The following is a 13,805-nucleotide window of genomic DNA, read 5'->3' as shown; positions in this document are numbered from 1 at the left end:
AAGGATTTATTTCTGGTGCTAATTTGTCATAGTTAACTTAAGAGTAAGTGACATATTCTTCTGTTAATTATTTTCTTTTATAGTCATTTCAAATAAGAATGAGACAATTAACTTTTATAATAAAAATGGATAAATTAAATACAATTACTATCTCTTGATTCAACTAACTTTAAATAACCTTCATATAAAAATTTATAGTTATAATTGTTGGCTAAATTTTGAGCATTATTACCAATAAAAATTAATTCATCATTATTTGTTAATAGTTGCTCGATCGTATCTGGATAAAGAGCTAAATTATCTTCAATAATCCCGTGAATTTTGTTTTGAATATCATAACCTCGAAAGGCAATTTTTGTTCCTAAAACAACCTTTCCAAAACTCATCGCTTCTGGTATTTTTAGTGATGATCCAGTCCCCGATAACATTGGTGCTAAAATTAATTTAGCGTTTTGATAAAGTAAAGATAACAATTCTAATTCTACTTTGCCTAAAGAGATAAAATTATCTTCATTTTCTGATTTATGACAATTTCCAATAACAACAAATCTACAACGAGGATTATATTTTTTTTCCTGATAAATAGAGGCAATCTTTTTAATTTCTCTTACCGCTTCAACATTAGGAAAATGACCACTTCCCACAAATAAACAATAATTATCTCTCAACCAAGGATATATATTAAACCATTTTTCTTGATTGTTAATAACATTATTTTTTTGTCCTAAATTTAAGTTAACAGGATTTGCTATTTGTTGACTATTTATTCCCCATTGTTGTAAAAATTTTTGATCTTCTTGAGAAACACAAACAACGTGATCTGCTTTTTTTAAGTTACTAATTTCTTCTGCTAATAAAGTTTGATACAAAGGTGTATTTAGAGATACTTGTTTGCATAAAATATCATGGGCTGTAATAATGAGTTTAACGTTCTTTTCTTGACAAATTTTACTGACAATTTTTCCCCAAAAAGGATATTCTAAGATTACTATATCTGCCCAATTTATTATTTTCTCAATCCAATTTGTAAAATTGTCATCTCCATAAAATTGATAGTACATATTCAAACGCCAATCTTCAGGTATGAGATTACTATTTTCTCTTAATAACTGATTACCTTTATTGATATTCATTAAACTTTCATAACTACTCCGATAAACTTGTTTAACTAAGTCTAAATGGTTAAATTTTTGGTCATAAAAAGTATAACGAACATTATTCAAGAATAAGTCTTTTTCTTCTCCTGTCGTAAATAACCAAATATTGTTATCTTTTTCTTGTAAATAATCAATTAATAGTCCTACCCGTTGACTAGCTCCTGCTTTTCGTTCTAAAATGTCTCCCCAAGGATATAAAATAGCTATTTTTTGACTGGTTTTACTCAGATTATTTATAATTCGATCGAGGTTTAAACTATCATTAATTATCTGATAATATTGAGATTTATTATTACCCCAAAGAAAATCAGTTATTTTAGTATTATTTAGAGATTTTTGAGTGGATAATAAAGGACTAAAGCATGGTAAAGTATAAGTAATTAAAGATGGAAATTTATTGATAATTTTTTCAGCTAAATATTTATAATTGGTAATAATCACATTAATTTGACTAAATAAATTATATTCTGTATCTAATTCCTTCAGATCAATGTCTTGATTATTTTCAATGCCATACTGATAAGATTGTAATTGAGAAACTTGACAAACTATTGAAATACTACTTAACCCTAGATTATTTACTAAGATTTGACTACTAATAGAATCTAATAAAATATTATCTATTTTTTGTTGTTGAAGATGATTTTTTAAATCATGAGGAATCAATAAACTATTAATATCAATTATTTCTCTCGTAAAAGTTGGTTCGTTATTATAATAATTATGAAAGTATTTTTCTTGATCGAGACTAGGAATAAATTGGGGAGTATCATCTAATTGTAACAACCAAGTTTTTTTAATATTGTAATTATCTAAAATATTCTCTAGTTTTGCGAATTGATGATCATTATTATTATGATTTAATGGAGATTTTAAACAATAAGTAATGATAGAAATTAAATAATTACACTCTGATAGATATTGTAAGTGACTTAGAATAATTTGCCCATTTATATCTAAGTTTAAAATTCGATCGATATTGATAACAAAAAGAAAATGAGGTTTATGATATAAACAAGACTCAGATACTTTTTGTCTATTTTTTTGAGTGATATTATCTTGAATATTTATAGGGGATAATAAACAATTAACTAGATTATCAGGAGAGTGTTTTTTACACCAGTGAAGACTAAATAACTCAGCATTTTTTTGATACTCTTTGATATTATTAATCAATTTAATAATTCCTTTACTTATATCATTCGGATGATTATAAATCACTCCTCTTGTTTCATCAATTTGACTTGCTAACCAACTATTTGCCGGAACAATTACTGGTTTTCCTGCGGCTAGAGACTCTGTTAAAACACCGGAAGTTCTATAACGATAGCTATTATTATCATAAGGAATTACTAATAAATCAGCACTCATTAACAGTTGATAATATTCTTCTGTTGTCATCGCATTTTTGATAATTTTTACCATCGTTTCTGGATATTGTTCAAGAGTTAATCTACTCGCTAAAATATCTTTTTCTCCACTGGCAATATTAAAATTAGATTGAATAGTTATTTTTAGGGTTTTTGTTAGTAAATAATCTTCCCATAAATCACCTACAATCTGAGGTAAATATAGATAGCCTTTTTCGATTCTAGCATCTCCTAAATAAACCAAATGTAAGCATTTATTTTCTAATTTTACTGTCTTATTTTGAACTAATTTTTCTTGTCTGAAAGGAACAGGTATTTCTATAAATTGAATAGGTGATAAACTATTGTATCGATCGACTAATTGCGAAGTATCAGTATAAAATTTGACTTTATTCGGAAATAATTTATATTGATAAAATTCTGTTAAACAATTCTTTATACCTATACCTTGAGCATTTTTTACTAAATAATCATCAATATCTCGTCTCAACATGATATGGTATTGTGGATTTTTTTCCAAAGGCTGTTTTTGCAATAAGTATAATAATTCCTCTAATTGTTCAACACCTAAAGTATGAATAAAAATATGATCTTCCGATGTTATATTTAAAATATTAATGATATTTTCTAAAGATTCTTGAAAAGTTTTAACATTAAAATTAAAGAATTTAAACCAGAGTTTTTGATTAATTTTATGAATAGCTTTAATACCTAATTGAAAAACGCCAAAAAGTGTTTTACAAATACCAAAAAAACTGTGACTAAGAGGAATATATTTTATTAACTTAATATCTTGTTTAATCCATTGATTAAAACGGAATAAGCTACCTTCTATTTTTTCTAGTAAAATTTTGATTTTAGGCTTAGTTACTTTTAATTTAAAAAGTTTATAATTAATTTTGTTTTTATATTCTCCGATAACATCATCTAAATTAAAGTTACTCAAAAATTCAGTCAATTTTTTAATTTTTTTTTGAAAATTATTTAATTTTTTGGTGGAGTTATTAAACCAATCTATTTCAAACTCGGAAACAATCTTAATATTTTTTGGAACAAAATGCGGAGAAAAATTTTTATTAGCAATAATAATTGCTTCATAATTTAGTCTTTGAACGGCTTCTGCAACTGATACACTACATTCATAATGATGTCCTTGTAAATCTTGTAAAGAATGATCAATAATAATAAATTTTTTCACGTTAAAAATACAATGGAATGATTAATCATAGTGAAATTATACTTTGGAAGGGAATAATTTAAACTGTTTCAAAGGACTTATCTGAGACAAATCTATCTCGACAAAAAAATACTCAACTTTTAGAATAATATCCTTAAAATTTATACTTATTCAAAATTAAACACACTGTTAATAATTTTAAAGTTCTTGAAATATTTATAGCGTTTCTTAAAAGTATGAGGTACAGTTTTTTTATCCAATTTACCATTGCCTATTCCCTATTCCCCGATACTGATAATTTTTGTACCTCATGATAACGAGAATTGCTATATCTGATATTTCCATCATCATAAGTACCCTACATTTGTGAAGATAGAAGGTTGCTTTGTTAAACTTTTGTCCTCTACTTAGCACTCATCCATATTAAGTTAATATTTGTATCTATAATTTAACTTATGGGGAAACTTCTGCTAGGATCTTTATTAATTTATTTTTTATTCTACGCTAAACATCCCAATTTAAAATACTGTAGTGTAATTATTATCGATAAATTGCTCAAACTATGTTTATTTATGAAATCGAGGATCTCGAAAATCAGGGGATTGTAAATTTAGGAGATTCTGAACTAACTATTCAAGGAAAAATATTAGTTAAGAGTATTTCCATATCCAAACAACTCAGAGAAATGGCAATTAATATTTGTCAGCAGGAGAAACTAGCTGGTAGAGTTTGTATTGCGATCGAAAATCAAAGTTATCTCACTATTTGGAAACAAAAAATAGACGATAAATTGCATCCACAAAAAAAAGTTGATAGTGTTTCTGTTAAAGAATCAAGTGCAAAAGCAAAAAAAATACAGAGAGAAATAATATCAGTCTGTGAAAAACAATTAGTTAAATATATTGGCCCCATTGGTAAGTTTATAGTTGATGATTTAGTGGCAGAAAATTCTGATATACTGGCAGAGGATTTTATTGAGTTAGTGAGTCAAGAAATCCCTGATTCTTCTAAAAGAAAAGAATTTAGACAGTACTTTGCCAATATTTGATCGGTATTTTCTAATCAGTAAATCATTGTTGAAATCTGAGAAAATAGATTATTTTAGTTATAAAAAATATCTATAATCAATATTGATAAATTGTCGTTTCTTTTTATCTTAATTTGCTTCTTTATTTTTTCTTCTCATCTCGTTTAATTTTTTCATTGCCAACATAAAACTGGTTTTCATGCGAGAAAAAGAATCAGCTAATTCTCCGATTTCGTCACCAGATGACTTAATAAATTCTATTTCCATATCTCCCTGAGAAACCATTTCTGCGGTTTTTGTCATTCTTACCACAGGGCGCACAACGGTTTTTCTTAACCAAAAATTAATAAGTAAAATTACACTAGCAAAAATACCTAAGACGATCGACATAGTAAGAATAAAAGCACTACGCGCACTTTCGATAACGGTACTTGCTGGTACAGAAACAATTTGACTGCCTATAATTTCATTTAAGTTCCAATTAAATCCTCTTTCTGCCCCATAGCGCTTAATCATGCTAACAGGAGCAACATCAGGGGTAGAATGACACTCTAAACAACTAGATTTTTTAATTTGAAGAGGGCGTGCAATATAGAAAATTTCTTGATCATCAATTTGTCTAAAACCTTCTACAGATTTTGCTATACTACCTGAACGGAACTTTTGAATAATTTGGGTTTCAAAATCATCAGCTTTATCTCTAGGATTCGTGGGATTCAAGGTAGCTTCTTTATAAAAAAATTGTTCATAGTTTTGGTTTTGTCGAAGGTTTTGAAACACCTCTGTAGCTGAATAAGCGGGGACAGTTTGAGGCAAAAATTCTTCTTGTAAACGATCGTCTAATTCTGGTTTAATTTGGGTACTGGTATAATCCCGAACGGAATTCATCGTATCCATTAAAATTAATGCTTGAGAGGTGATTTCTCTTTCCGTATTTTTCGTTAATACATGGGATAAGGCAATGCCACTTAAGAGACTACCAACAATGAAAATTAGTAGTAAAATCACACTTAACTTTTGTCCGAGTTTTAAATTGTTATAAAATCTAAAAACACTTTGAGATTGGGTATTCATGTTTTTATCAAAATAATGCAAATTTGTGTTCCATAATTTTAAATATAGATTAAAAAAATTTTATCAGCTCAATTATTAAGTAATGAAAACATTAGTCGTAGCTAGTAGCAATGTAGGTAAAGTTAAGGAAATGCAGGAATATTTACAAGAATTTGATCTTGAATTAGCCTTAAAACCCACAGAATTAGAGATAGAAGAAACCGGTACAACTTTTATGGAAAATGCCATACTAAAAGCATCACAAGTGGCTCAAGAATTAAAACAATGGTCGATCGCTGACGATTCTGGTTTAATGGTAACAGCATTAAATGGTCAACCCGGTATTTATTCTGCTAGGTATGGTAAAACAGATCGAGAACGAATCGATCGATTATTAACAGAATTAAAAGATAAAACCAACCGTCAAGCTCAATTTGTATGCGCGATCGCTATTGCTAATCCCGAAGGAGAAATTGTGATCAAAACTGAGGGAATCTGTGAAGGTGAAATATTGACAGAAGTAAAAGGGGACAATGGTTTTGGCTATGATCCCATCTTTTTTATACCTGAAGTTAAGCAAACTTTCGCCCAAATGCCTCCACAATTAAAACGAAAATTGAGTCATCGAGGAAAAGCCTTTGCTAATTTAACTCCTCTCCTTGAATGTCTCCTGACATCAAATAAATAATCTCTTTTTTAAAGCAGATATTTATATTATCATCAATAAAAATAAAGAAAATTAAAGAAAATGACAGAAAAAGAAGTAATTGGTGTTGATTTGGGCGGTACAGCTATTAAATTGGGTAGGTTTTTAGAAAACGGTACTTGTTTAGAATCTCTTACTATTCCTACTCCTCAACCAGCTACTCCTGACGCTGTAATAAATTCGATCGCTTCTGCTGTAGAACAATTAAACGATCAAAAAAAGGCCATAGCATTAGGAATTGGCACTCCCGGGCCTACAGATGCCCAAGGCAGAATCGCTCTTGTGGCTATCAATCTTAGTGGTTGGGATAATGTGCCTTTAGCGGAAGCATTGGAAAAAAAAACAGGTTTAAAAACTACGATCGCCAATGATGCTAACTGTGCAGGATTAGGAGAAGCATGGTTAGGCGCAGGAAAAAACTATCAAGACCTAATCTTGTTAACATTAGGTACAGGAGTTGGTGGGGCAATTATTCTCAATGGTAAAATGTTTACAGGACGTTTAGGCTCGGCCGCCGAACTTGGCTTAATTACTCTTAATCCTGATGGCCCTCCCTGTAATAGCGGAAATCAAGGCTCTTTAGAACAATATGTATCTGCTACCGCTATTTATCGAGACACCCAGAAAACTCCGGCTGAATTAGGACAATTAGCTGAAAATAATGACCTTTCGGCCTTGACATTTTGGCAAAATTACGGTATTAAATTGGGAGCAGGATTAGCTAGTTTAATATATATATTGACTCCTGAAGCTATTATTATTGGTGGGGGAGTAAGTGCTAGTAGTAAATTTTTTCTACCTACAGTGGAAGCAGAAATAGAAAAAAGAGTATTACAAAGTTCAAGAGTAGGACTGAAATTAATGGTGGCAGAATTAGGTAATCAAGCAGGAGTTGTGGGGGCAGCGAAACTAGCTTTAGATAATTTAAAATGTAGAAGTTAGAGAATACAATAGTTTCATAAATGGTTTATATATGCCTAAAGTTTGATTTCATTAATAAATCTTGAAATACATTTCAAAAGTAATACTAAAAGTCATAATTAGAGACTTAAAGTTAGTGGTTAAAAAACACTTATTGTTTCTTGTCTAAAATTTTGATCGTTCACCCCATCCTCTCCATTATTCTCATGTCATCTAATGATCTCAATAATCAAACTTCATTAACTAACTCTAATTCTTCTATTCCAGATGCCAATAATTCAACGTTAGAAGGAATTCCGCCAAAACAACTTACTTATGTTAAACGGGAAAAAAAATCCTATTTGTGGAGTAATATATTTAAGGGTTTGTTCTCGAATAGTTTCTTCTATAGTAGCCAAATTATGAAGTTGATTAACATCAGATTGTTGATAAAGAATATTGGCAATAGCTCGAATATGTAGATTCAATTGTGCTTGTTGTTCAGGGATCATTTTTAAAGAAAATAAGAGAATTAAGATTAATTTAGTTAACCAAAAACCATTTTAGTTCTTTTGTCAAGTAGTTTTTTTGTTCGGCAAATTTGACCTGCTCCCACAGGATCTCTTTTAACTTTTTGTTTTGCTTTAATTCAAGTGATACCATTAGCTCTTGAGTGGATGCGTTTTTTTCTAACCCCTCAAGAAAAACGGAGTTTAGTCGGTGTTATCGGTTTAATTTTAAGTACAGCTATTTTATTTTATTATTTAGGGGTATATAACAGCATTGGAGGATGGTTAAATCAATTTAAATATGATGAATTTGGATCTTGGGCGGAATGGGTAGGGGCGTTAGGACAAATTTTAATCGCCGTTTTAGCCGTTTATGTGGCTTGGCAACAGTATGTTATTTCTAAAGATCTTACCATTCAACAAAATCGGATTACTCAACAACAAACTATTGATGCTTATTTTCAGGGTATTTCTGATCTAGTTTTAGGTCCTGATGGATTGTTAGAAGATTGGCCTCAAGAACGGGCGATCGCTGAGGGAAGAACTGCGGCTATTTTAGGTAGTGTTGATTCTTCTGGAAAAGCAAAAATATTACGATTTTTATCCCGTTCTCGCTTAATTACTCCTTTAAGGAGAGATAGTCATTTAGGAAGAGCTATTTTAGATGGTTCGGGAGGCTATGAAGAAGATCGACAAAGTGGTGCGAGAGTAATTAATTTAGGGGTAGTATTAGCAGGCTGTAATTTTCGAGGACAAGATTTGCGATGGATAGATTTAAGTGAAGCTAATATGGTTCGATCGGATTTATCCCAATGTGATCTAGTAAAAACAAATTTATCTCGTACTATACTTTATGAAGCAGACTTGACTGGAGCAGAGTTGAAAGCCGTAAAATTATTTTATGGAAACTATAAAACTGCTAGTCCTCGGAGTCGTACAGAAGCTCCTAACTATATTACAGGAGAATATACAGGAGTGGTAATAGAAAAAGCTAATTTAACAGGGATAAAAAATCTTAGTGAAGAAAATCGTTATTACTGTTGTGTTGGGGGGAGAATATACTCGATCGACTATTCCGGGTGGCTGTCAAGGTATCCCCGATCGTCTTAAAATTGAAGAGAAACAATAGTTGATGACTCACTTGGAAAGTAGGAAGATTACGAGAGAATTAATTGATCTTTGTGAAGTTTTGCTATAGTCGATTAACTAAATCTCTCGCTTTTGTAATCGTACAAGGTAAAACTCCGACAATTAAAGCAAAAATTTCATCGGGTACTTTCCTTGCGGTTTCTGCATCAAACCAATGTTCAAACTGATTAAGAATTACTTGAGCTCTTTCATGGGGTACAGGATTATCCGTAATTTGTTTAATTAACCTAACCCACTGTCTTCTAATTAAATAAGCTCGTTGTCTTTCTTGAGGATTTGATGGTTCAATTAAAGATAATTTACCCACTGGAATTACTGTTTCTAAATCTTGATCAAAACATCCCCCAATGATTGCCCCCGGACCTGCAAATTCAGCATAATAGGTTTTAATTAAAATTAAGCCATTTTTTCTTTTAGGATTGATTAATCTTAAGTTTTTGCGTTGTAAAAAATCGTTGATGTCATCTTCCATAAAATTAGTGGCAAAAGTCATGATTCGATCGATTTAGCTAAGAGTAAACGGCGTTTACTGGGTACGAATAAACTATATAAATCTGTTTCCACTTGACGAATAGTATAACCATTGTGCAAATATAACTGTTGTCCAATTTTATTATTTGCTAAAACATGAAGATAAAGCTCATTAAATCCCAATTGTTTAGCTATCTGCTCACATTTCGACAATAATTGAGAACCAACACCCTGACGACGGTGATTTTGACTAACCGCTAAATTGGAAATATAGGGATATTTTGTCCTACCATGCCAACCATAAATTGTTCGTAAAGATAGTTCTACAGTACCAATAATTTGACTTTCTTGGTTTTTTGAGTTGATGGGTTTTTTTTCAGCTAAAACACAAAAATAATCTCGATCGTTTTTTAAACGACTTCGCAAATCTTCACAAACCCCTAATTTGAGAAAGGGATAAATCCATAAAGTAAAATCACTAAAATGATTAAAACTAAGGGTTAAAACATCTCCTATTTGATTAACATCATCTATCTTAGCCAAACGCACAGATGTAGTGACTGATTCTGTTATGGGAGATGGAGAGGGTGAAAAATGGTGAGAATTAAATAAAAATGATTGCACGAGTGATAATAATTTCAGTAAATAGAAAATTAAAAGATACGAATAATTTTGCTTGGACTATTTTATTTTTTATGTACTAACTATTTATTATCTACTATTTTTGATATCACGATCGAGTAAAGCTAACTTCGAGCCAAAATACGATCTATTTACTATATACTCTTACACTCACCATTAAACTATCTGCAACCACAACACCGAAAATATAGTTACTATCACCTCATTGTAATGTATTATTTTTTTTGTATTATTTATATCAATGCTGATGTGTCAAAAAAGGAGAGCTCGATCGTTTCCTCTGTGGCAAAACTTTAATTAATGGGAATAACTATCTAACCAATCAATTAAATCATTGGTAGAGTTAAAGTCTAATAAAGCTTCCGCCAGAGATTCCAAAGTGGAAAATGACAAAGATTTAACTTTAGTTTCTAATTCTGGGGAAAGTTGCCCTAATTTTCGTTTCAACTGATGAATAATTAACTGTAATCGCTCTTGTTGAATACCTTGTTGAATACCTTGTCTTTCTACTTCTGCTATTTTGTCTCGATATAATTGTCTTAAACTCATAATTAATGTTTTATCCTCCTTGATAGTTTCTTGTTTATTTGCTGTTAATTTTCCTAGCAAACCATATACTAATTCTAATACGATCTCTCGATTGGGATAATCTGATGGTAGCGCTTTTAATTCTTCTATGGCTCTTACTTGTTTATTTCCTCTACCTAATATTCTCAACCATAGTGTATTCCTTGCGATCGGTAACTGATGTATAGCAACAATAAGCTAAGACGCATTGATTTGGTATATAATTTAAGTCAGAAAAGATAAAACTTAGGTGTGATTTATGCCTTCTAAAAATTTTTTGTCAGAGGAAGAAAGAAAGTATCTACAAGATGCTTTAAAAATAGAAAAGAGATCGGAAGTCAGGGAAAGAATTTTAATATTTTTATTAGAGAATGATGGTAAAAATTATCAAGAAATAGCAGTTTTTTTGGGTTGTTCCCCCAAAACGGTGGCTTACTGGGCAGTTCATGGTAATCCTAATAATGTAGATTCATTGCAAGATAAAAGAAGAAAAGGAAACCAAACAAAAGCAACGGATAAATATATTGAAAGATTATTAGAAGTAGTTGATAAAAATCCTGAAGATTTTGGATATGATTTTGGTCGATGGACGGGGCAAAGATTATCAGAACATTTGGAAAAAGAAACAGGAATTAAATTAAGCAAATCACAAGTAGTGAGGATATTAAAAAGAAAAAAGTATAGTTATATTTGGGGAAAATATAGTTTAGAAGACAAACAAAATCAAGAACAAAGAAAAGCATTTAAAGAAAAATTAGAACATTACATAGAAATAGGTAAAGAGAATCCTGAGTTAGTTTAAGTATGGTTTTGGGATGAGTGTGGTTTTAGTTTAAGGGTGATAAGAAGAAAAACATGGACGAAAAAAGGAAAAAGAAAAAAGGTGAAGGGAGAAAGAAGAAGAGGAAGAGTAAATATCATGGGAGGAATAAGATATTCGGATAAAAAAAGAAGATGTTTTGTAATAAAAAAAGGTGATTCAGAAACGTTTTGTGAACAATTAAAAAAGTTATGGGAAGAAATAAAAAATGAATGGGTAAGTAAGGGAAATGATGAAAAAGATTTTAAAGAATGTGGTCCGAAAATAATCATAATATTAGACAACGCAAGTTTCCATAAAAAAAAGGAAATAGTAGAAAAAATAGAAAAAAATCTACCGAATATAAGACTAGAATATTTACCGGTATATAGTCCAGATTATAACTTAATAGAATTAGTGTGGCATTCGGCAAAGGAATATATAGCTTATAGAAACTTTGAAAATAAAGAACAGCTAGAAAAAACAGTAAATTACTTATTAAATGAAGGAGGTTTAGTAATTAATTGGAGTAAAAAATTTAAGAATAAGGATGAATTAATCAATGTAAGTTAAATGCGTCTTAGCTTACCTGTATATAAACCCGAAGATAGAAAATAAACTCCCTCCTCCCAATTTTCTTTCACCACTGCCCCAAATTCTTTTAAGATTCCTTGAGAAATTGTCGGAGTAATAAGTAAGTGGGCAGAATTAATTGTATAATTATAACATTAAAATAAATTTAATAAAATCAAAAAGTAATATACAAAAGTTTTATTTATATTTAAAAATAATTAATGTAGCTTAAAATCTGCTAAAAATATGAAAAATAAGTAAATCAAGGATAAAAAATGCGATTTGTTACCAGATTAGCTCCAGAAACACAACAGTTATTAAAGACTATTGAACAAAAAAGTAAATACTATCAAATTAGACATCGAGCAAAATCGATTTTGTTAAGTTATCAAGGTTATAAAATTACTCAAATAATGTTAATATTAAATATTAGTAGAAATACAATTTATAATTGGCTTAATAGTTGGGAAAAAAATGGTTTAAATGGATTATATAGCTTGAAGGGAAGAGGAAGAAAATCAACTTTAAATGAGCAACAAGAATTAAAAGTAAAAGAATGGATAAAATCTCATCCAAAAACCTTAAAGATAGTTCAAGAAAAAATAGAAAATGAGTGGGAGATAAAAATAAGCAAAGATACGATAAAAAGATTGGCAAAAAAAAAGGGCATGGGGTGGTATCGTTTCAAGAAAAGGTAAAAGGGGAAGTATGCCCTGAATTATACCAACAAAAAAAGAGACAATTAGAGCAACTAAAAAGAGCAGAAAATGAAGGAAAAATAGATATATATTATGGTGATGAAAGTGGATTTAGTTTAGTACCTTGTTTACCTTATGGATGGCAAGAAAAAGGGAGAAAAATAGAAAGAGAAAGTAGCCTAAGTAAAAGATTAAATGTGTTAGGATTTATGAAAAAAAATAATGAGTTAGAAAGCTATGTATTTGAGTCATCAATCAATAGTGATGTCGTGATAGCTTGTATAGATAACTTGAGTAAAAAAATAAAGAAGGAAACAGTATTAGTAATGGATAATGCCTCGATTCATCAAAATAAAAAATTCTGGAATAAAGAAGAAGAATGGGAAAAAAAAGGATTAAAAATATTCTTTCTACCACCCTATTCACCACAATTAAACAAAATAGAAATACTGTGGAGATTTATGAAATATAAATGGTTAGAGAACTCCTGTTATAAAAGTTATTTAGATTTAGTAAAAGGAGTAGAAAATATTCTTATAAACTTTGGTTCAAAATATACAATTAATTTTGCCTAGGTACTTAATCCACAATTTAGGTAATTGTGACTCTGGAATAAGTCTTCTTTCTCGTTTTGCCTCTTTAATTTGATTTTGTTGTACGCTAATTAATTTACCAATGCAATCTCGAATTTGCTCGGAAGTAACAGGATTACGATAGACCTCAAGTAAACAGGTGGTTTGAGCTAATTTGCCTAATAGTCCTAATGTTTCAGGGGTGGTGGGTACGGGTTTTGTGGGAATAAATAACACGTCTATTTGTCTTCTTTCGCTGGTGACATCCGCAGAAGAAATTACTTCCCCATAATTCTGGTACAATTCAGGTAAATATTCTTTGACAAATTCATCGTGGGGGAATTGAGACATAATGAACTCACGATCTTTTTTTAACCCCCGATTTTATCAGAAAATATCTCCCCATTTCCTACTGTAATAAGCAGAAATAGACAT

The 13,805-nt window shown here is 30.2% G+C and carries 11 protein-coding genes and 3 pseudogenes; 7 read left to right on the top strand and 7 right to left on the bottom strand.

The annotated features are described in order from the left end of the window. Nucleotides 1-134: 134 nt before the first annotated feature. On the bottom strand, nt 135-3,725 hold the full coding sequence (locus GM3709_RS13285; protein WP_066120101.1) for a glycosyltransferase: 3,591 nt from the start codon (nt 3,723-3,725) through the stop codon (nt 135-137). Nucleotides 3,726-4,266: 541 nt separating this feature from the next. Between GM3709_RS13285 and GM3709_RS13280 the strand changes: the two genes are divergently transcribed. After that, entirely contained in the window at nt 4,267-4,752 is a 486-nt protein-coding gene (locus GM3709_RS13280; RefSeq protein WP_066120098.1) for a hypothetical protein, read from the top strand. A gap of 108 nt (nt 4,753-4,860) precedes the next feature. On the opposite strand, the gene GM3709_RS13275 is transcribed toward GM3709_RS13280, so the two are convergent. After that, entirely contained in the window at nt 4,861-5,805 is a 945-nt protein-coding gene (locus GM3709_RS13275) for a DUF3365 domain-containing protein (RefSeq protein ID WP_066120095.1), read from the bottom strand. 82 nt (nt 5,806-5,887) lie between these two features. Here GM3709_RS13275 and rdgB point away from each other — a divergent pair, with 82 nt between their 5' ends. Together rdgB and GM3709_RS13265 are read left to right on the top strand one after the other, a co-directional pair. Further along, complete coding sequence (gene rdgB, locus GM3709_RS13270; RefSeq protein WP_066120092.1) at nt 5,888-6,472, top strand: RdgB/HAM1 family non-canonical purine NTP pyrophosphatase; 585 nt, start codon at nt 5,888-5,890, stop codon at nt 6,470-6,472. Nucleotides 6,473-6,532: 60 nt separating this feature from the next. Continuing rightward, nucleotides 6,533-7,432: an ROK family protein gene (locus GM3709_RS13265; protein WP_066120090.1), complete on the top strand. Its 900-nt coding sequence runs from the start codon at nt 6,533-6,535 to the stop codon at nt 7,430-7,432. Nucleotides 7,433-7,737: 305 nt separating this feature from the next. On the opposite strand, the pseudogene GM3709_RS13260 reads toward GM3709_RS13265, so the two are convergent. Continuing rightward, nucleotides 7,738-7,902, bottom strand: a pseudogene (locus GM3709_RS13260) (ISKra4 family transposase); the annotation flags it as partial. 171 nt (nt 7,903-8,073) lie between these two features. On the opposite strand from GM3709_RS13260, the pseudogene GM3709_RS13255 reads away from it, so the two are divergent. Further along, nucleotides 8,074-9,028: pseudogene (locus GM3709_RS13255) on the top strand (pentapeptide repeat-containing protein); the annotation flags it as partial. A gap of 63 nt (nt 9,029-9,091) precedes the next feature. Here the strand turns inward: GM3709_RS13255 and GM3709_RS13250 are convergent. From GM3709_RS13250 to GM3709_RS13240, 3 genes are all read right to left on the bottom strand, one after another. After that, nucleotides 9,092-9,541, bottom strand: a complete 450-nt coding sequence (locus GM3709_RS13250) for a hypothetical protein (RefSeq protein ID WP_066120084.1) — start codon at nt 9,539-9,541, stop codon at nt 9,092-9,094. Beyond that, nucleotides 9,538-10,143, bottom strand: a complete 606-nt coding sequence (locus GM3709_RS13245; RefSeq protein WP_066120081.1) for a GNAT family N-acetyltransferase — start codon at nt 10,141-10,143, stop codon at nt 9,538-9,540. Before GM3709_RS13245 ends, GM3709_RS13250 begins: the two co-directional genes overlap by 4 nt. Before the next feature lie 315 nt (nt 10,144-10,458). After that, nucleotides 10,459-10,878, bottom strand: coding sequence for a DUF4351 domain-containing protein (locus tag GM3709_RS13240; protein ID WP_066120078.1), 420 nt, complete (start codon nt 10,876-10,878; stop codon nt 10,459-10,461). 109 nt (nt 10,879-10,987) lie between these two features. On the opposite strand from GM3709_RS13240, the pseudogene GM3709_RS13235 reads away from it, so the two are divergent. From GM3709_RS13235 to GM3709_RS13230, 3 genes and pseudogenes are all read left to right on the top strand, one after another. Continuing rightward, nucleotides 10,988-12,100, top strand: a pseudogene (locus GM3709_RS13235) (IS630 family transposase). 275 nt (nt 12,101-12,375) lie between these two features. After that, nucleotides 12,376-12,798 (top strand): helix-turn-helix domain-containing protein, encoded by a 423-nt coding sequence (locus tag GM3709_RS21170; RefSeq protein WP_197671837.1) that lies wholly within the window; start codon nt 12,376-12,378, stop codon nt 12,796-12,798. Beyond that, nucleotides 12,714-13,373 carry an IS630 family transposase gene (locus tag GM3709_RS13230; RefSeq protein WP_197671836.1) on the top strand — a complete coding sequence of 220 codons (660 nt, stop codon included), beginning with the start codon at nt 12,714-12,716 and terminating at the stop codon, nt 13,371-13,373. The genes GM3709_RS21170 and GM3709_RS13230 overlap by 85 nt, the downstream gene beginning before the upstream one ends. On the opposite strand, the gene GM3709_RS13225 is transcribed toward GM3709_RS13230, so the two are convergent. Continuing rightward, nucleotides 13,347-13,721, bottom strand: coding sequence for a hypothetical protein (locus GM3709_RS13225; protein WP_231937565.1), 375 nt, complete (start codon nt 13,719-13,721; stop codon nt 13,347-13,349). The genes GM3709_RS13230 and GM3709_RS13225 overlap by 27 nt on opposite strands. Nucleotides 13,722-13,805 lie beyond the last annotated feature (84 nt).

The sequence above is a fragment of the Geminocystis sp. NIES-3709 genome (assembly GCF_001548115.1).
GTDB lineage: Bacteria > Cyanobacteriota > Cyanobacteriia > Cyanobacteriales > Cyanobacteriaceae > Geminocystis.
Note: the sequence above shows the minus strand (reverse complement) of the source record. Positions and strands in the feature narration are given on the sequence as shown.

What these genes read in the sequence shown, in the direction of transcription:
- GM3709_RS13275 (WP_066120095.1), bottom strand. Translation starts at nt 5,805, where the DNA reads ATGAATACCCAATCTCAAAGTGTTTTTAGATTTTATAACAATTTAAAA.
- rdgB (WP_066120092.1), top strand. Translation starts at nt 5,888, where the DNA reads ATGAAAACATTAGTCGTAGCTAGTAGCAATGTAGGTAAAGTTAAGGAA.
- GM3709_RS13250 (WP_066120084.1), bottom strand. Translation starts at nt 9,541, where the DNA reads ATGACTTTTGCCACTAATTTTATGGAAGATGACATCAACGATTTTTTA.
- GM3709_RS21170 (WP_197671837.1), top strand. Translation starts at nt 12,376, where the DNA reads ATGCGATTTGTTACCAGATTAGCTCCAGAAACACAACAGTTATTAAAG.
- GM3709_RS13225 (WP_231937565.1), bottom strand. Translation starts at nt 13,721, where the DNA reads ATGTCTCAATTCCCCCACGATGAATTTGTCAAAGAATATTTACCTGAA.
- GM3709_RS13280 (WP_066120098.1), top strand. Translation starts at nt 4,267, where the DNA reads ATGTTTATTTATGAAATCGAGGATCTCGAAAATCAGGGGATTGTAAAT.
- GM3709_RS13265 (WP_066120090.1), top strand. Translation starts at nt 6,533, where the DNA reads ATGACAGAAAAAGAAGTAATTGGTGTTGATTTGGGCGGTACAGCTATT.